Source organism: Finegoldia sp. P2-F-LR (genome assembly GCF_052932265.1).
In genome coordinates this window covers 21,013-40,166 of the sequence record NZ_JBRFJF010000004.1, presented here as the reverse complement: position 1 = coordinate 40,166, position 19,154 = coordinate 21,013, and the positions used below count along the sequence as shown (strand labels likewise).

The following is a 19,154-nucleotide window of genomic DNA, read 5'->3' as shown; positions in this document are numbered from 1 at the left end:
AATTACCTCAATTCTAAAACTTGTTTTGATTTTTCTAATAATCTGTGCGCTTTTTCTTGTGGATTGTCGTCATTCATCAACGCTCTTACGACTGCTATCCCACTTGCACCACTGTTTTTTAATACATCTATGTTATCCTCATTTAAACCGCCAATAGCGACAGTTTTTATGCTTATGCTATTGTTGATATCTCTTAGAGTTTCAACCGATGTTATTTTCGTTTTAACGTGGGTTTTCGTCGGATAAATCGCCCCAACTCCAAGATAATCTGCGCCTTCTTTTTCACATTGTATAGCTCTGGCAACACTTTTTGCAGTTGCGCCAATAATGTAATTATCTCCAAGAATTCTTCTTGCATCTTTTATTTCCATGTCTTCATCTCCAAGATGAACTCCTGCACACTCGCTTGCCAAGCAAACGTCAATTCTGTCGTCAATTAAAAGCGGCACATCAAACTTGTCACAAATTACCTTCACTTTTTTCGCCAAGTCTATGTATTCTCTTGTAGAGATATTTTTTTCCCTTAGTTGTACCAATGTTACTCCACCTTTAAGAGAATCTTCAATTTTTATTAAAAAATCTTCCTCATCTTTAACATTTGTCCTATCAGTAACCAAGTACAAGCTAAGATTCAACTTTTCTCGCATTTATATTCTCCTTTATTTGTTCCCATTTTATTTTGGATAAATTATCGTACAAACCGATTTTGAAAGAACTAAGTCCAACACTTTTATCCACCATTTCACAGCTAATATTCATCATGCTAATTGCTAGAACACATGCTTCTATCGATTGGGATGCGCTAAGTGTACACGCTATCAAACTTCCCACAACACAACCTGTCGCAGTGATTTTTGATAGCCTTTCATCGCCATTATTAAGCAGATAAATCTCATCTGAACACACAATATCAGTTTGCCCCGTTGCCACAATTATCGAATCGTATTTTCCGTGTAAATTCTTACAATAATTAATCACATCGTCTACTTCCAGTTTTTTGGAATCCACACCTTTTGTACTTAAATCTTTAATAAACAGTGATTTTATCTCGCTGTAATTTCCTTTAATACAAGTTATTGTGTGATTTTTCAAAATATCTAAAGTCAAATCCAGTCTTAATTTTGATGCACTAACTCCAACCAAATCCAAAGTAATTGGAATGTTGTTTTCATTTGCAATTCTTACTGATTTTTTGATGGACTCTATCCTATAATCCGTAATGTTTCCTAAATTTACCAACAGGGAATCAGAATTTCTAGTAACATCTTCAACTTCTCGTGGATTATCTGCCATAAATGGACTTTGGCCTATACTTAGTACAGCGTTTGCCATATCATTGATAGAAATCGCATTCGTAAGGCAATGAATTAGATTATTACTGTTGTACAAATCAGAGTAAATCTCTGACATTTTTTGAACTAAATTATCCATTGATACTGTCCTTTAATTTATCTAGCATTTTATTTTTTTGCATAGCCTTTAAAAATGCAAATGCTACAGTCGCTCCCATTAAAGTCGCAAGCACAAATGATGGCGTGTAGAAAAACAACGTCAAATTGCTCTTTCCGAAGAAAAACTTCATAACAGGAACGCTTACTATCGATCCAATTATTCCAGTTCCAATAACTTCTCCGATACAAGCCATAATTAATTTGTTCGTTCTATTATATAGCACACCTGATAAAAACGCCCCAAACACAGCTCCAGTCAGCGCTAACGGTGGAATTGCCATTAGTGACATTCTGATTATCCCAATCAACGTAGCACACAAAAGTGCATACCATGGTCCCAAAAATACCGCACACACGATATTTACAAAATGTTGTGTCGGACAAAATCCAACCACTCTCAAAATTGGAGATATAACAACTCCTATTGCTACAAATATTGAAAGCATTATCATTTTAATTAAAGTAGAATTTTTTCTTGTCATAAACCATCCATCCTTCACTACCTTATATATTACCATCAATCAATATTTCTTTACAATAAAAAATATAGCAAATTATTGCTTAAAATAATTCACTATATTTTCTGCTGCTTTTTCATTCATTCCATCAACTTCGCAAAGCTCTTCTACACTGGCTTTTTTTATTCTGTCAATAGTTTTAAAATGTTTCATCAAAGCTTTTTTTCTTTTTTCTCCTATTAAAGCTATATTGTCCAATTCAGATTTCTTGAAGTTTTTTTCGTGAAGTTTTCTGTGATAATTGATTGCAAATCTGTGTGTTTCTTCTTGAATCGCAAACAACAACCTGTACAAAGGAGTGTTCACTTTCAACCTGATTTCGTCGTTTTCGTAAATTATTCCACGCGTCCTATGCTTATCGTCTTTTACAAGACCCAAAATCGGGATATCCAAGTTGAATTCGTTCAACACTTCTTTTGCGATGTTGACTTGACCTTTGCCACCATCCATCAAAATTATAGAAGGCATTTCATCAAAGCTGTTGTCTCTTTTATCAGAATCCAAAAGTCTTCTGAATCTTCTCGTCAATACTTCCCTGTGCGATGCATAATCATCGGCACCTTCTACAGTTTTTATTTTAAATTTACGATAATCTTTGGAAGATTTAGCCCCGTTTTTGAACACAATCATACTTCCCACAGAATCTACACCACTTGTGTTGGAAATATCGTAGCATTCAATTCTATCAATTGGTTTAACCCCTGTGATGTCTTGTAAATCTAAGATTGCGTTCTCACGATTACGTTCTCTTTTCAAATGTCTGGAAATGTATTTGTCCAGTACTTCTTTTGCGTTTACTCGAACCATTTCCAAGAGATCAGTCTTGTTACCTCTTTTAGGAATTTTAATTTCGACCTTGGAACCTTTTTTCTCAGTTAGCATTTCTTCGATAAGCTCTCTGTCTTCGATTTCAATATCGGTTAGGATTTGCTTCGGAACGTAAGTCAAATCAATGTAGAATTGTTTAAAAAATTCTCCTACAATGTGTTCGTTTGATTCTTCGTATTTATTGTCGATAATGAAATGTTGTCTTTCGATGATTTTGCCATTTCTCATGAAAAATACTTGAACGCATACAGTCTCCGCTTCTCTAGCCATAGATATCATATCCAAATCCAACCCCTTGGTGTTGGTAATGTTTTGTTTTTCCAAAATCACTTGAATATTTGCGATAGAATCTCTGAGTTTCGCTGCCAATTCAAAGTTCAAATTCTTGGATGCAGCCATCATTTTATCGGTCAATTTCTTAGTCAAGTCATCTTCACGACCATTCAAGAAATTTTCCACTTCTAACAATTCTTTGTTGTAATCTTCTTCGTTAACATCATAAACGCACATTCCGTCACAACGATTGATATAATAATTCAAACAAGGTCTCTTAAGCTTTTGACCCTTGTCAAAATTCAAATTACACGTTCTGATTTTGTACGTTTCATGAATTAAATCTATAATATCATTAACTGCATAAGCATTAGGAAAAGGCCCAAAATACTTTGCCTTATCCTTCAAAACACGTCTAGTTTTCAAGACTCTTGGAAACTTTTCGTTCGTGATTTTGATGTATGGATATTGCTTATCGTCTCTTAAAACGATGTTGTATTTCGGGCTGTTTTTCTTGATTAAGTTTGATTCCAGAACCAAAGCTTCACATTCATTATTCACGATAATATATTCAAAATATTCTACGTGACTTACCATTGCAGCAACCTTTGCGAGTTTTTTTGATGAATCAAAATATTGACCCACACGTCTTCTCAAATCAATCGCCTTGCCAACGTAGATTATATCGTCTGTTTTATCGTGCATAATGTACACGCCTGGTTTGTGAGGTACTTTTTGCAGTTCTTTTTTTATATCAAACATTTCTATATTGCTTTTGTTTGTTGTTCAAGATATTCTAAGTCAGATCCTTCCAAGTATGGTGATAATTTTTCGTAGCATTCTTTATTGTAATTGTTCAACCATTCTAATTCGAAAGGAAGTAACTTTTCTTTGATAACAGGTCTTGTGTCAATTGGACAAATAGACAATGATTCAAATCCCAAGAATTCTCCAAATTCAGATTCTCCAACTTTGATGCAGTGCATAATATTTTCTATTCTAATTCCGTGTGAACCTTCAATGTAAATTCCTGGTTCGTCACTAGTAACCATTCCTTCGTCCATGTCGATATCATTATTTACTGATGCAATTCTTTGTGGACCTTCGTGAACTCCAAGGTAGAATCCCACACCGTGACCTGTGCCGTGTCTGAAATCCAACATTTCTTGCCAAATAGGTCTTCTTGCAATTGGATCAAAGCTCGATGATTTTGTTCCTTTAGGGAAGATTGTAGTCATCAAATTGATGTGTGATTTTAATGTTAAAGTATAGTGTAGTTTTTCATCATCAGTCAATTCACCAAGAGCAACCGTACGAGTAATATCAGTAGTTCCATCCAAATATTGCGCACCACTATCAACCAAATACAATCCCTTTGGTTGTAAAGTGACTGGATGATCAACTGATGGTTCGTAATGAGGAAGTGCCGCATTTTCTCCGTATGCAGATATAGTACCGAAACTTAAATCCATGAACAAATCGCCTTGTTCTCTGAAATATCTCAACTTATCTGCTGCACTCATTTCAGTAACATTTCCAGTTGGAGTACCTGTTTCTACCCAATTGAAAAACTTAACCAACGCAACACCATCTTTGATGTAAGCATTCTTTTGATTTTTAATTTCTGTTTCGTTTTTGTGAGCCTTCATCAAAGTTGTAGGTTGAATTCCTTTTGAAATTCTGATATTTGAATTAATTGAATTGTAAATTCTTACATTTGTCTTAGAAGGATCCAAGAATAAAACACTTTTTCCTGGAAGCTCACTCAAATCTTCGAACACTTTTTCGTAACCTTTTACAGTAACACCTTGTTCTTTTAATAATTCAATCAAATCATCGTCGATTTTTTCATCATCAATGTACAAATTAGCAAAATCTTTTCCAACCAATGCATAACTTATGATAACAGGATTGTACAAAACATCGTTACCTCTAATATTGTAAAGGTAGCAAATATCATCCAAAGAGCCTATAAAATTGTAATCACAATCGTTAGAATCCATAAAATATCTTAACTCTTTTAATTTGGTCTTAGTATCTTTTCCACAGTATTTTACATCAAATGCATAAGCTTTTGAGTTTGGCTTTTCAGGACGATCTTCCCAAATATCACCAACAAAATCCACATCAGTGATTATCATTCTGTCGCCTAATTTTTCTAACCATTGATAATAATCGTTATAGTCCAAAGTAAGTCCGTCAACGCCGATTTTTCCACATTCAGGAACATTTTCTTTCAAATATTCAATCAAAGTAGGAACGCCAGGTTCTCCCATTTTCATCAAATCTACAGTAGAACCTTCAAGTTCTTTTGCAGCTTGAATAAAATATCTTCCGTCAGTAAACAAAGCCGCTTTTTTCTTCAAAATTACAGCAGTTCCTGCACTACCACTAAATCCAGTAATATATTTTCTAGTCTTATAATAATCTGCTAAATATTCAGATGTATGAGGATCGCTCGATAATACAACATAAGCATCGATATTTCTTTCACTCATTTTTTTTCTTAGCTTTTCTAATCTTTCTGTAATCATAAATTACCTCCTCGTAGTTATAATAATTATATCACAAAAAATAACGATGTTTGTTTTCACGCTAACAAAAAAACTAGGTGAATTAATACCTAGTTTGTAAATTATGCTAATAAAAAAACCAAAACCAATTAGCACAAATATCTGTCTCCCAAAATAAACAAATTCAAAGCTTATGAAGCTAAAATCTCAAACTCGTGCTACGCACTCAAACAATGAGATTTTTTAACGCTTCATTTCGCTAGAATTTGTAATTATTTTTTACGAATGATATTCTTAGCTAATACGGTTTTGATTTATATTCTAATATATTACCAATCCCTTTAACTGGTTTTTGATACTTATATGTGTTTTTATTTTAAACGTTAAATCTAAAATGAACTACATCTCCATCTTGCATCAAATATTCCTTGCCTTCCAATCTCATAAGTCCTTTTTCTCTGACTGCAGGCATAGATTTTAATTCGATCAAATCATCGTAATTTACGATTTCTGCTCTGATGAATCCTCTTTGAATGTCTGTGTGGATTTTACCAGCTGCTTGTACTGCAGGAGTATTTTTCTTGATAGTCCATGCACGAGTTTCATCTTCACCAGTTGTCAAGAAGCTCATAAGTCCAAGCAAATCGTAACTTTGTGTAATCAAATCATCAATCCCTGATTTTTCAAGTCCAATTGCTTCCAAAAATTCCTTCTTGTCTTCTTCGCTATCCAACGCAGAAATTTCTGATTCAATTTGCGCAGAGATTACAACTACTTTTGCATCTTCTGATTTTGCAAAATCTTTAACTTTTTGAACCATTTCGTTGTTTTCGTAAGCATCTGCTACTTCGTCTTCACTTACATTGCACACGTAAATTATTGGCTTTACACTCAAAAGATTGAAGCTTCTCATAAGTTTCATTTCATCTTCGTCCAAATCCAAGATTCTGATTGATTTTCCTTCTGATAAAACGTCGTAGATTTTTTCAAGAAGATCCACTTCTTCCTTCAAATCCTTATTACCTTTCAAAGCTTTTCTGGATTTTTCCAATCTTCTTTCTACCATTTCCAAATCAGACAAAATAAGTTCGTAATTTATAGTTTCAATATCTCTAAGTGGGTCAACTGAACCATCAACGTGAACTATGTTTTCATCTTCAAAGCATCTTAGAACTTCTACAATCGCATCGGATTCTCTAATATTTTCCAAAAATTTATTTCCCAAACCTTCGCCCTTACTTGCGCCTTTTACAAGACCCGCAATGTCGTAAAATTCGATAGTCGCTGGAATAACTTTCTTGGAATTAAAAAGTTCTGCTAATTTATACACTCTTTCATCAGGAACATTTACAAGTCCGATGTTAGGATCTATCGTACAGAATGGATAATTCGCCATTTCTGCACCTGCTTTTGTTATCGCATTAAAAAGTGTGGACTTTCCTACATTTGGAAGCCCCACAATACCTAATTTCATATCATTCACTCCTTTTAACTAACTCAAATTTTACCATATACCATATTTTTTGTAAATTATACGCATTTAAAAAGAGCCCTTTTTCAGAGCTCTAATTTAAAAATTATTTAGTTTGGCATTTTTGATAATCTTTGGATAGTTTTTGTAGGAATAGTTCATGTCTACTCCGCCTTCTCCGGTATCTGGAACGCCTTTTATTTTTGATTTATTTGTAAATTGCCACATTCCATAATCAGGTGTGAAGCAGTTAGGACATGTAACGTGCCAATGTGCAATCCAAATATCGTAATCTTTCAATCTATTTCTTTCAAATTGATTGTTAATCCAAGATCCCGAGCTGTACAATCCTGTGTAGTATCCATTCTTTTCAAGAATACTCATAAAGGCAATCGCCATATCTGTTTTTGTTTTCGTTGGAATTCTAAGTTGTGAAGGATCTTCGAAGTCCAAATATACTGGGTATTCAAATTGTTTTTTGCCCAATATTTTCAAGTATCTTACAGCTTCTTCCTTAGCTTCTTCAACATTTACAGCGTATGAATACCAATATGCTCCAACGTTCAATCCAGCTGCTTTTGCATTTCTGTAGTTTTGTTGGAATTTTGGATCTTCACCACTGTATCCGGAACCTGCTTTTAATATTACAAAATCCATTCCGTTTTGCTTAGCTAGTTTCATATTTACATTGCGGTTGAATTTTGAAAGATCTGCTCCTTGTTGAAATACTAATCTGTATTTGTTAGGATTAAACATTCCAAAATCATCAATTTTTGCATATCCTTTAAATCCATTTATATCCAATTGCATCCATCCATTATTTAAAATATTTATAACTTGCATAACTGTTGAAGTGTTGATATTTCTCACAGATTTTGCAGAACTATTTGCATCATTGTAAAGTTTTGTTGAGTGTTTGGCAACCACGAAATCGTGCAAACCTATCGCTTTATCTTCTTCAATTATATCTGATACTTCATCTTTGACAACTGGTGGTTTTGGTTTTGCTTGTGGTTTTGGTTGTGGTTTTGGTTTTGCAATTTGTTTTTTCAAAACATTTTGAACAGTACCATACACATTGTTATCAATTGTTCTATAACCACCAACAATAAATACATCCTTGATTGAATTCTTGAAATTATTCAAAAAAGCAATTACACTTGTGTCTAGTTTACTTCTTGAGCTTAATAAAATCGGTGCATTTAATTTTTGGGCCAACGGACTTATAGCAAGTGCATCTGCAAAATCTTCACCACTTGCGATGAACACTTTGTCCTTGTTCATAGAATTAGCCACTTTTACCGATCCATCGTATCTGTTTCTGCCACTAATTCTACTAACATTTTTGCCAGTGACTGATTGAATATATTTAACTGTAGCTGATGAGATGGATTGTCCTCCACCAACAACTGTCACTTTTCCAATACTAGATTTATTTCTAGCTAAATAATCTCTTGTTTGTCTGGACAAAGTTTTTCCAGAACTCAACAAAATCTTGGCGTTATTTGAATAAGCGTAAGAAGATGCGTAAAGTGGGTCACTGAAGTTTTCTCCACTTGCAATAACTACGTTCTTTTTCTTACTCATAGCTGCTACCTTTGCGCTAGTTTCGTATCTGTCTCTTCCGGCAATTCTAGTAACTTTATTTGAGTATTTCTTTAATATGTTTTCAATTCCAGAACTAATGGATTGTTGACCACCAAGAAGATACACTTCTACAGGGTTAAGTCTTTGAATTTCATTTCTTGTAGCTGTTGGAAGAGACTCTTTTTCTGTATACAAAATAGAATATTTTCCATCAGACAAAGTCGTTGCACTCAATGCATCGGCGTATTTTTGTGCATTAACAACAATAACCTTCTTAGCATTAGTGAATTGTTCTCTTGAAATTTGTGCAGCAGATTCGTATCTGTTTTGACCTGCAATTCTAGAAGGAATGATTTGTCCAGAAGAATTTAATGCTTTTACTTCTTCATCTTGCGCTTTTTTGTCATCAGTTTCTTCAGAAACTTGTTCTTCTGAATTTTCCTTTGATACAGGTTTCTCAGTCTTAATAGGCGAATCTTCTAAGACTTCTTCTGTATCTTTTATATCTGATTTTTCAGATACAACTTCTTTTTCAGTTTCTTCTTCATCTTTTGTAGACTCTAAAGCTTCTTTTTTTTCTGATTTTTCCTTAATATCTTTATTTGAATCTGTTGATTTTAAATCTTTGCGATTCAAATCATCATTTTCCTTTTTTTCATTTTGTAAGTTGTCTACGTTAGCGTATCCCAATTTAGCTTTCTTAGTCAACTTACTTTGATTGTGTGTGCTAATTGATGTATATTTGGCACTAAGCTCGTTTTCTACATCTTTCTTATCATTTTCTGTTTGAGCCATAGATCCTGTTGAGATCATTAATGACACAGACAGTGCGACAAACGATACCTTAGCAATATCTTTTAAGTTCTTCATAGATACAACCTCCTAATATACATACATAATATCATAAAAAGTTACAAAATGGTATCAATTTTGATAATTGTTGACATTCAAAACGAATTAATACAATTGCTTAACAATTTAATACGATTTAAGCAAAAAAAATCCCCTGAGTAAAATCTACCCAGAGGAAAAATTCTTAGTCTAATTCAGCTATCGCTTCTATTTCGATTATTGCTCCTTTTGGAAGAGCTGCAACTTGAACTGCACTTCTTGCTGGTTTGTGATCTCCAAAAAATTCTGCATAAACTTCGTTCATATCAGAAAATTGTGATAAATCTTGCATAAACACGCCAACTCTTGCGATGTTTTCTACTTTTCCGCCTTCCGTTTCGATAATATGTAAAATATTATCTAATGATGCTTTTGTAGCTTTTTTTATATCAGTTTGTAACTCTCCATCAACGATTGGAAGTTGTCCTGATACATAAATTGTTTTGTTAGCAGATGTTGCTTGTGAATATGGTCCAATTGCAGCAGGTGCTTTGTCTGAATGTAAAAATTTCATACTGTCCTCCTAATTCCACAATCTTTCTATATCGTAGAAAGAACGTGCTTCTTCTGTAAATACATGTACTATAATATCATTAAGATCTAGCAAAATCCAGTTACCTTCGCTGTAACCTTCTTTTCCTAAAATCTCAAAACCATTTTCGTCGCACACTTTTTCCACTTCATCAATAATAGATTGAGCGTGGTTAGGTGCATTGGCAGTTGCAATCACAAAATAATCTGCAACAGCTGAATCTAATTTCAAAGTTACAATGTCTTTTCCAATCTTATCGTCTATTGCTTTTTGAACTAACTCTAATTCAGTCATCTATACTCCCTTCAATAAATAATTTCTGACATTAACACTAGTGATAGATATTTCCCTCTCACCTTCTATAAGATATTTTATCGTATCATCTAGTGATTTGACAATTGCTTTATTCAAATTTATTTTGGATAATCTTCTGATTTCATCAACGTCATCATAATCTCTCTTATCTTCGGTCTTATCAGCCAAGTAAATTATTTTTTCGAAATCAGTCATATTAGTTCTTCCAGTTGTGTGAAATTCTATCGCATCCAAAATTTCATCGTCATTCACGCCGTATTCTTTGTTAGCGACAATTCTACCCAAATAGCAATGCAACAACTTAGGATTATCCATATCAGAATTTTTCCCTCTCAAATCTCTAAGCTCTTCAAATTCTTTCTTGTACTTATCCAAATACATTTCTTCGTTGTTTTTTGCACAGTCGTGGAGAAGCGCCGCTAATTCTATTTTTACAGAATCTTGATTGTAAAGCTTTGCTAATTCAATAGCTTTGTCCCTCACTCTCAAAACGTGTTCGTATCTTGTTTTTTTGAGCATTTTACTCAAATTATTTTCTATTTCTTTAACTTTCATATAATTTGTTTCTCACAATATATTCAAAAACTTGATTTGGCACGAAATACCTAAAATCCTGATTTGTTTGAACTTTCTCTCTGATTTTTGTAGAAGAAATATCTATAAAACTTGTGGGAATTTTCTCCACAAAATATCCCTTTGATTTTAAATCATCGATTTTTATATATATTTTGGACATCTCTTCTTGTCTTCTAATACAAGCCAAAATCTTAGTATTTTTTAAAAAATCTTCTGCATTTTCCCAAGTTTCCACACTCATTAGCGAATCTTCGCCCATTATGAAATAAAAATCATAGTCATAATTTTCTCTCAAATATTTCATAGTTTCCCATGAATACGTCACGCCATTTTTGTTGATTTCATAATCACATACATTAAACTTCTTGTTATCCTGTGTGGCAATCTTCACCATTTCAAATCTTTTTTGTTTGTCTGTTACATTTTTATCTTGCTTAAAATTCGGATTACCAGTAGGAATAAACCACACTTCATCCAAATTTTTGTAATTAATAGCTTCCATAGCTAATATCAAATGTCCTATATGAATGGGATCAAAAGTCCCACCCATTATTCCGACTTTAATCATCTAAATCTATTACCTTGTTTTTAGATTCTCTGTAAATTGTTAGAATATTTCCCATATATCTGACAAATTCACAGTCAAGTTTTGTCAATATTTCATCTATCAACATATCTCTATCGTCCAAATTATTGTTGAGAATTTTAATCTTCATGACTTCTCTCTTGTTCAAAGTATCATCTATTTGTTTCAAAGTATTTTCTGAAATTCCACCTTTGCCGATATTTACAAGTGGTTTGTAACCGTGAGAAATCTTTTTTAATTTCGCTCTTTGTTTTGGTGTTATCATTTTATCTCCTATTCGTAAAAATCAAATTCTACATCACCGATAACTACGTTGTCTCCATCTTGAATTCCAAGATCTTTTAATTGTTGGATAACTCCCTTGTCTTCGAGAACTTTTTGCAAGTGGTTAACAGATTCGTACACTTCAAAGTTTGTTCTGTAAATTAAGTTTTCAATCAACGGACCTTCGACAATGTAGTTTTCGTTTTCTTTTCGAACTTTGAAATCAGGTTCTTTTTCCTCTTCAAAGTAAACGTATTGTTCATCCAATGTAGAATAATCATCTTCTATACTATCCAAAGTATCTGCAATCAAATACATAAGTTTGTCCACATTCTCAGTTGTAGCAGCACTTATTTCTACGATTTCAACAACTTTGTCAGAATATTTTTCCCTAAATTCTTTTATATTATCTTCTGCCCCTAGGTCAGTTTTATTCAAAACCACGAGCATCTTCTTGTCGTTCAATTTGATATTGTATGAAGCCAATTCACTATTGATAAGTTCAAAATCTTCGATTGGATTTCTTCCTTCACTTCCAGAAATATCCAACACATGAACTAAAATTTTAGTTCTTTCAATGTGTTTTAAGAAATCGTGACCAAGTCCCAGCCCTTCACTTGCTCCTTCAATTAATCCAGGAATATCTGCAAGCACGAAACTTTTTTCTCCTACTTTGCACACTCCAAGATTTGGCTCAAGTGTTGTGAAGTGATAATTTGCAATTTTAGGTCTTGCGTTTGACATTATAGACAACAGTGTAGATTTCCCAACATTAGGAAGACCAATCAATCCAACATCAGCTAAGAGTTTTAATTCTAACTTAATTGTTTTTTCTTCACCTTTTGCTCCAGGCTCTGCAAATCTTGGCGCTTGTCTTATAGATGATTTAAAATGAACATTTCCCTTTCCGCCTTTGCCGCCTTTGCAAATTACAAACTCTTCCTTGTCGTGTTTTACATCGTAGATAACCGTATCTGTATCGTAATCTTTTATCAAAGTTCCAACTGGAACTTTAAGAATTAAATCTTCACCTTTTTTACCAAATTGTTTTTTGTTTCTGCCGTCGCCACCATTTTCAGCTTTATAAATGGATTTGTAACTATAATCCATCAAAGTTTTAATGTCTTTGTCTGCGACAATTATAATACTACCGCCATCTCCGCCGTCGCCACCTGCAGGGCCTCCTGATGGTTCGTATTTTTCTCTTCTAAATGCAACAGAACCGTCTCCACCTTTTCCAGCTTTTAGTTCTATCTTCGCTACATCTATAAACATTTTTCACCTCTTTATTAATGCTCACTATACTTGTAAGTTTACATTATTTCCCACTAAAAAAGCAACACCTTACGATTATAAAAAGGAAATCCAATTTATAATCATAACAAAGGTGTTGCTAAAAAATTAAGCTTCTTTTGGATATACAGAAACTTGCTTTCTGTTTTTACCAATTCTTTCGAACTTAACTACTCCGTCAATTTTAGTGAAAAGTGTATCGTCTCCACCCTTTCCAACGTTGTTGCCTGGATGTATTTTTGTTCCTCTTTGTCTAACTAATATGTTACCAGCTAGAACGTATTGGCCGTCACCTTTTTTAGTTCCTAATCTTTTGGATTCGGAATCACGACCGTTCTTAGTAGAACTTACTCCCTTTTTACTAGAGAATAATTGTAAATCTAATTTTATCATCATTACACCTCCCGATAGTTAATTTTCAAGTGTTTTATATTTTCGTTTCGTATTGATTCCAGAGCGAATACCAATGATTTCATCAAAATATCCACCTGAATCATTTCAGTCTCATTTAGTAAGTCATAGTTTATTTCAAATGAAGCATCTCCGCTTTCAAAATGAAATTTCAACTTATCAGAGCCAAGCTTAAGTATTTCAGTAAATGTGTTGACAGTATTAATCAAATAAACACTGATAGCACTGCACACCACATCATTTCCATAGGATCCATGATCAGCGTGACCTGTTGATTTGACTTTTACAAATTTTTCGTCTTTTCTAAAAATATCGACAGTTACCATTAAGCATCAATTTTTTCGATTTTAACTAATGTATATGGTTGTCTGTGACCTTTTTTCTTTCTGTAGTTTTTCTTAGCTTTGAACTTGAAAATAACAATTTTCTTGTCTTTCTTTTGATCCAAAACTTCAGCTGAAACCTTAGCTCCTTCTACTACAGGGCTTCCAACTTTAACATCGTCTCCAGCTACCATTAATACTTGATCAAATTCGATTTTGTCGCCTGCTTCAGCTTCGATTTTTTCAACTTTAATGATATCTCCTTCAGAAACTTTGTATTGTTTTCCACCAGTTTTAATAATTGCGAACATTTAGTGCACCTCCTCATTTTTAAGACTCGCCAAATCAAGGTACTTTTGAAGTTTGAAAACCCGATTCGAGCGGTTACACACCAAATAATTGTACAGTAATTTCATTTATTTGTCAAGTTTTACTGTGAATTCTAATAGATTTAAATTGCTAAATCCATGGAAATTTATATTCGGTTCACAAAATTCATTTTCAATAAAATCTGATAACTTTTTGTTGTCACCTTCTCTGACACAATCCACAATAACCATTCCCACCATTTTCTTCAAATAAATCATCTGATGAATTTTCTTCAAAGCTTTTGTGTTTAGTTCGTGAAAATAATCCTCACTCATTATCATTTGCGAAGAATTCACATCCACAACCCACATTGCCTCTGTTTTTTGAATGACAATTTCTGCGTTATTGTCCAGTTTTATTATTTCTGAATTTTTATCTATTATATCACGACTTATCAAATTATCATAGTGATAATCGTAATTTTCATCAAATTTTACATTTAAAATCCCCTTGTACTGTCTGTACAATATTCTGTCATTAGTTATCAAATAATCTACATCTTCTTCTTGAATTATTTTGTCTACAGGATTTTTCTTGTACAAAAGTTTAGGAATCGGAAGGAATTTCTTCTCTGTTTCAATGTAGTGTAATTTGTTTACAATGAAATTCATTTCTTTTTCTTGTTGAGAATTTTCTTGTTTGAAGAAATTCTCTTTGACAATTCCTGTAAATATGTGTTTTTGCTTGAAATCATCGATATCTTTGTATTTTTGTTTTCCTTCAAATGTTAATTTGTCGCCGTTTGTGTATTTCAAATTTTCTGTTTCAATCGTAATTTTCGTTGTGAATTTGGGGTATTTGTCACCTATTGATTCTTTTGTCATCTGAACTATTATTTCGTCAGATGGTTTCAAATTTTTGGTGAACTTTGTATTATTCAGAAATCCTGTTTTCTTTTTGTCGTATTCTATAAAAAACGCGTCGAGTTTTTTATCGTATTTTGTGATTTTGGCTACATAAATGTTTCCAAGTTCACTATCGTAATCTCCCAATAATTTAAGCTCATCATCATAATATCCCCAAGTGTTTTTGTCTATGAATAGATATTTCATCTTTTGAAAATCCTATCGAAAAATCCGATTTTCGCTTCTTTGTCTTGTTTGTAATTTTGGATAATTTCAGTTAGTTTTTCATCGACATTTCCAGAATAGGAATTAATTTTCTTCTCGTATTCTTTTGTGAACTCTAATTTTCCAATGTATTTGTAATCAGATTTCCTTTTAAATGATGAATCCGTGATTTGATACAATTTTTTTGCGTGAGATTTTTCTTCATTTCCCCACATTATTTCTTCATCAAATTCTATTCCAATATCTTCAGTGAATATTACAATGTCAAACTCACTTAAATTGTCTAGCAAATTTTCGTAATCTTCATTTGACGCAGAATATTTTTCAGGTTTTATGGTTGAAGGTATAATGTATCTATCTTCTGTGATTTTGACCATGGATTTCTTATAATCAACAACCTGACTCAAGACATCCAGTGTGTCATAAACGCAGTAATCCTCCACCCCTAATGCGTATTCTATTTGTCTTGAATTTTCTGAATTTACTATTAAAATTTTTCCATCTAATAAATTACAAAGGCTTTGTATCAACAAAGCCTTTTTTTGTAATTGTGAATTAACGAGTACTGTTTTCATGCATATCATTCTCACTCTCAGTATTTTCTTGTTTTTCGTATTTTTCTTTTTTTAATTTCAACGCTTCTGCCATTATATCTCTTGTCATTGGTCCATTATTCGTGCTCGTTCCACCTTGCATAATAACTGTTACCACTGCAACTTTAGGATTTTCAACTGGAGCAAATCCAATCATCCATGCATGGTTATCATATGTCTCTCCAGTTACTGGATTGACACCAACTTGTGCTGTTCCCGTCTTCACTCCAGCAGAAACTGGGAAGTTTTTAAAAGTATTTTTTTCGTAGCCTTCAGTCGTAGCCAAGTGAAGCCCTTTTCTGATATATTCCAAATTTTCGTAATTTTTCAATTTGATTTTTTCGCTTTTCTTTTCGTTTTTAAATAGCGATGTGGAATTGTCATTGGATTTTACTTCATTTACAAGCGATAACTTGTTCAAGTATCCATTATTTGCAAATGCAGACATATATCTTGCCATTTGAAGTGGCGTGTATGCGTTTTGTCCTTGACCTATAACCACGTTCAACATATCACCGATATTCCACTTTGATTGGCTCAAATAATCGAATTTGATTTTATCGGCGAACGAATTTCTCTCTCCGTCCAATTTCTTTTCTGCATCAAATCCCAAACTATCCAATGTGCTTATAATATTATTTCTAGTTTGAAGATTTTTGTCGTCTGCAAGTAACATTATTTTGTCGATTTTGGATTTCATTTCCTTTGCAGTAAATACTTCTCCTTCTTTAACGTATTTATCAGCGTTTTTTTCCAAAAATCTTCTGAATATTGCTTTAAAGTTATTTTCTTTTATTAATGGATCTGGAACCGTTCCTGTACTTTCGACTGGAACATTTATATCTATTCCTGTTTTACTGCCTAGTCCAAGTTTTCTTGCAGTAGACACTAATTCGTCAACACTCAATTGATATCCCAAATCCCTGGAACGTCTTTGATCCTTTCCAAGCGCTAGAGAATAATAATAGTAGTTACAACTGTCTCTTAGTGCTTTCATCACATTGTCGCTACCGTGAGTTCCTTTATGTTCATTCCATATCCAACAACCAAATATTGAACCTCCAACATCGACGTATCCTCCGCATTTTATTTCGTGATAAGGATCAAACCCACCTTCTAATGCTGCAAGAGAAGTGTTAAGTTTGAAAATAGAACCTGGTTGCATCGCCGCTTGCATTGGTATGTTATACAAAGGTCTTGGAGATATTGGATCTTTCGGATCTTCTGCTTGTAAACTTTCCCAATCAGTTTGTGAAATCCCCGTTGAAAACAAATTTGGATTATAAGATGGGAATGAAGCCATTGCAAGTATTTCTCCAGTTTCAACATCTACTGCAACTGCTGCACCACTTTTTGCATTTTTATATCCAGCTAAAGTTTTGTCGCCCCATTCAGATACATAAGTTCCACCAGTGCTTACGGCTTTTATAGATTTTTTCAAAGATTCTTCGGCAACTCTTTGAACATTAGTGTCAATACTCAAATACACATTGTCGCCAGGAATTGCTTTTTTCTCGGACAAAGTTTCAGTTCTATTTCCTTTGCTGTCGACCATAACCCTTAAAGATCCGTCTTGTCCTTTTAATGCATCTTCCTTGCTTTCTTCAATTCCAGTTTTACCTATCAAAGCATCCTTGCTGTAGCCTTTTTGTTTTACGTATTCTTCAATTTCTTTCTCAGTAGAAATCTTTCCGATATATCCCAATACGTGGCTAAGTTCTTCACCATTAGGATAATATCTAACTGACCTTGTCGCTACCTCTATTCCTTGGTTCTTTCCAAATCTTTCCTCGATGCTACTCACAGATTCTTCCGTTAAATTGTAGCTTAGAGCGATTGGCTCATAACCTTTTTGTCCTTTGTTTTTTAATTGATTGTAAATACTTACGATGTTGTACGCATCGTATTTTGAATATTTTTCGCATTTATTATTCTTCAAAATTTCTTCATACAAAAGCTTAACATCTGAATTTATTTCCTTGTCGTAACTCTTGTAGAAATCTTCCATATTTTTTTCGTAAATGTACTTCCAATCATTAACACTAATCGAAGGATTGATGTTGTTTTCAGTGTTTACCGATTGAGCAATAAGTTTTATATCATCGTCTGTGATGAACTTGTATGATAAATTATTCGAATTCAATAAATCTGCAACGTGTTTGTATGGATCTGTAGACTTTTTACTTTCTGTGACAAACTTAGCCTTAACTTTTGGATTTTGCTTGTCTTTTTCATCCAAGCTAAACTCTACATTTGTTTGTATTCCGTTTTTCTTGAGTAAGTTTAGGGCTTTTTCCAACACTACAGTTTTCTTGTCATCTTCTACATCTACTTTTTTCAAAAGCTCAACTATAGTATTGTCTTTTACAATATTTACAAAATCGTCAGCAGCTTCTGTTTTAAAATCAATTTTGTTGGACAACTTCATCATTTCAACTTTTTTCTCCAAAAGTTTTTGGTTGTCTTTAAGTTCCATATCTTTAAGAACGATATTATCTTGAAGATTTTCCTTTTCCAATTCCTTGTAAACCATCGACCTAATGACACTGTCGTTCAAAAGTTTTCTGATAATTGATTTGTCTTTTTGAATTATCGTAGCAATAGCAGAATTAACATCTGAAGTTTCCTTTAATCCGTGTTTTTTTAGTAACTTCACAGTTTCTTTGTCATTTGTATCGAACTTTGTATTATCTTTACGATCCAATTTCAAAGTCAAACCTTTTGAACGAAGTGCATTCAAGCAATAATCCAAGACTGTTTTCTTATAAATTCCTTGATTAGTTTCTTGTGAGTAAGTCTTGTCGATTAGATTTGCCATTATGTTTTTATCCATGACAATTGATGCCACTTTGTCAAGCGGTGATTTATCTTCTTTCAAATAATCGTCTGTATTTCTGTAAGTAAAAGCGTTAAGTGCGATTGGAAAATCTTCAGTGTTCATTGAACCATCTTTTTCCAAAATTCTCGATAAATTCAACAATGCGTCATTACTATCGTCAAGCTTCATTTGTTTGATTTGATCTTTGTACAAATTAGCAACGTACACATTTTTCGTCGTCGCTAACAATTCTCCGTTTCTGTCGTAAATATTTCCCCTAGGAGCAGGGATTTTGACTTCACGAAGTCTATTATTCTTGGCAATATCCCTGTAGTAGTTTCCTTTAATTAATGTCAAATTCATCAATTTCAAAATAAGTACGGCCATCATTATCGCCAATATCACAATAATTATCGTAAATCTATCGTATTTTTCAAGTTTTTTTAAAAATTTATTGTCAAATTTCTTCATT

At 33.2% G+C, this 19,154-nt stretch carries 19 protein-coding genes and 1 other annotated feature; all 19 genes read right to left on the bottom strand.

Annotated elements, in window-relative coordinates:
• Positions 1-2: 2 nt before the first annotated feature.
• Positions 3-647, bottom strand: a complete 645-nt coding sequence (gene thiE, locus ACU68W_RS03370; RefSeq protein WP_094223233.1) for a thiamine phosphate synthase — start codon at positions 645-647, stop codon at positions 3-5.
• Complete coding sequence (thiM, locus tag ACU68W_RS03365) at positions 625-1,431, bottom strand: hydroxyethylthiazole kinase (RefSeq protein WP_102164630.1); 807 nt, start codon at positions 1,429-1,431, stop codon at positions 625-627. The genes thiE and thiM overlap by 23 nt, the downstream gene beginning before the upstream one ends.
• Complete coding sequence (gene thiW, locus ACU68W_RS03360) at positions 1,424-1,933, bottom strand: energy coupling factor transporter S component ThiW (protein ID WP_094223231.1); 510 nt, start codon at positions 1,931-1,933, stop codon at positions 1,424-1,426. The genes thiM and thiW overlap by 8 nt, the downstream gene beginning before the upstream one ends.
• 72 nt (positions 1,934-2,005) lie before the next feature.
• The gene (gene uvrC / locus ACU68W_RS03355; RefSeq protein WP_446756120.1) at positions 2,006-3,832 is read right to left on the bottom strand and encodes an excinuclease ABC subunit UvrC; all 1,827 of its coding nucleotides are present in this window, start codon (positions 3,830-3,832) and stop codon (positions 2,006-2,008) included.
• A gap of 2 nt (positions 3,833-3,834) precedes the next feature.
• Entirely contained in the window at positions 3,835-5,604 is a 1,770-nt protein-coding gene (locus ACU68W_RS03350; protein WP_446756119.1) for an aminopeptidase P family protein, read from the bottom strand.
• A 355-nt stretch (positions 5,605-5,959) separates the two neighbouring features.
• Positions 5,960-7,057, bottom strand: a complete 1,098-nt coding sequence (gene ychF, locus ACU68W_RS03345; RefSeq protein WP_446756118.1) for a redox-regulated ATPase YchF — start codon at positions 7,055-7,057, stop codon at positions 5,960-5,962.
• Between the two features lie 96 nt (positions 7,058-7,153).
• Positions 7,154-9,511, bottom strand: coding sequence for a cell wall-binding repeat-containing protein (locus tag ACU68W_RS03340; protein WP_446756117.1), 2,358 nt, complete (start codon positions 9,509-9,511; stop codon positions 7,154-7,156).
• A 166-nt stretch (positions 9,512-9,677) separates the two neighbouring features.
• The gene (locus ACU68W_RS03335; RefSeq protein WP_094223227.1) at positions 9,678-10,046 is read right to left on the bottom strand and encodes a RidA family protein; all 369 of its coding nucleotides are present in this window, start codon (positions 10,044-10,046) and stop codon (positions 9,678-9,680) included.
• 9 nt (positions 10,047-10,055) lie between these two features.
• Positions 10,056-10,358, bottom strand: a complete 303-nt coding sequence (gene rsfS / locus ACU68W_RS03330) for a ribosome silencing factor (protein ID WP_002835520.1) — start codon at positions 10,356-10,358, stop codon at positions 10,056-10,058.
• Positions 10,359-10,934: a bis(5'-nucleosyl)-tetraphosphatase (symmetrical) YqeK gene (gene yqeK, locus ACU68W_RS03325; RefSeq protein WP_446756116.1), complete on the bottom strand. Its 576-nt coding sequence runs from the start codon at positions 10,932-10,934 to the stop codon at positions 10,359-10,361.
• Positions 10,924-11,523: a nicotinate-nucleotide adenylyltransferase gene (nadD, locus tag ACU68W_RS03320; RefSeq protein WP_446756115.1), complete on the bottom strand. Its 600-nt coding sequence runs from the start codon at positions 11,521-11,523 to the stop codon at positions 10,924-10,926. Before nadD ends, yqeK begins: the two co-directional genes overlap by 11 nt.
• On the bottom strand, positions 11,516-11,806 hold the full coding sequence (locus ACU68W_RS03315) for a YhbY family RNA-binding protein (RefSeq protein ID WP_446756114.1): 291 nt from the start codon (positions 11,804-11,806) through the stop codon (positions 11,516-11,518). The genes nadD and ACU68W_RS03315 overlap by 8 nt, the downstream gene beginning before the upstream one ends.
• Before the next feature lie 8 nt (positions 11,807-11,814).
• On the bottom strand, positions 11,815-13,080 hold the full coding sequence (gene obgE, locus ACU68W_RS03310; RefSeq protein WP_102164524.1) for a GTPase ObgE: 1,266 nt from the start codon (positions 13,078-13,080) through the stop codon (positions 11,815-11,817).
• A 126-nt stretch (positions 13,081-13,206) separates the two neighbouring features.
• Positions 13,207-13,494 carry a 50S ribosomal protein L27 gene (gene rpmA / locus ACU68W_RS03305; protein WP_002835526.1) on the bottom strand — a complete coding sequence of 96 codons (288 nt, stop codon included), beginning with the start codon at positions 13,492-13,494 and terminating at the stop codon, positions 13,207-13,209.
• Positions 13,494-13,835, bottom strand: a complete 342-nt coding sequence (locus tag ACU68W_RS03300; protein WP_316450192.1) for a ribosomal-processing cysteine protease Prp — start codon at positions 13,833-13,835, stop codon at positions 13,494-13,496. Before ACU68W_RS03300 ends, rpmA begins: the two co-directional genes overlap by 1 nt.
• Positions 13,835-14,143 (bottom strand): 50S ribosomal protein L21, encoded by a 309-nt coding sequence (gene rplU / locus ACU68W_RS03295; protein WP_002838776.1) that lies wholly within the window; start codon positions 14,141-14,143, stop codon positions 13,835-13,837. Before rplU ends, ACU68W_RS03300 begins: the two co-directional genes overlap by 1 nt.
• 12 nt (positions 14,144-14,155) lie before the next feature.
• Positions 14,156-14,228: a sequence feature (ribosomal protein L21 leader region), on the bottom strand.
• A 20-nt stretch (positions 14,229-14,248) separates the two neighbouring features.
• Positions 14,249-15,253: a ribonuclease E/G gene (locus ACU68W_RS03290; RefSeq protein ID WP_306479356.1), complete on the bottom strand. Its 1,005-nt coding sequence runs from the start codon at positions 15,251-15,253 to the stop codon at positions 14,249-14,251.
• Positions 15,250-15,846: a cell division inhibitor gene (locus tag ACU68W_RS03285; RefSeq protein WP_094223221.1), complete on the bottom strand. Its 597-nt coding sequence runs from the start codon at positions 15,844-15,846 to the stop codon at positions 15,250-15,252. The genes ACU68W_RS03290 and ACU68W_RS03285 overlap by 4 nt, the downstream gene beginning before the upstream one ends.
• The gene (locus ACU68W_RS03280) at positions 15,827-19,153 is read right to left on the bottom strand and encodes a penicillin-binding transpeptidase domain-containing protein (protein WP_446756113.1); all 3,327 of its coding nucleotides are present in this window, start codon (positions 19,151-19,153) and stop codon (positions 15,827-15,829) included. The genes ACU68W_RS03285 and ACU68W_RS03280 overlap by 20 nt, the downstream gene beginning before the upstream one ends.
• Between the last annotated feature and the right edge of the window lies 1 nt (position 19,154).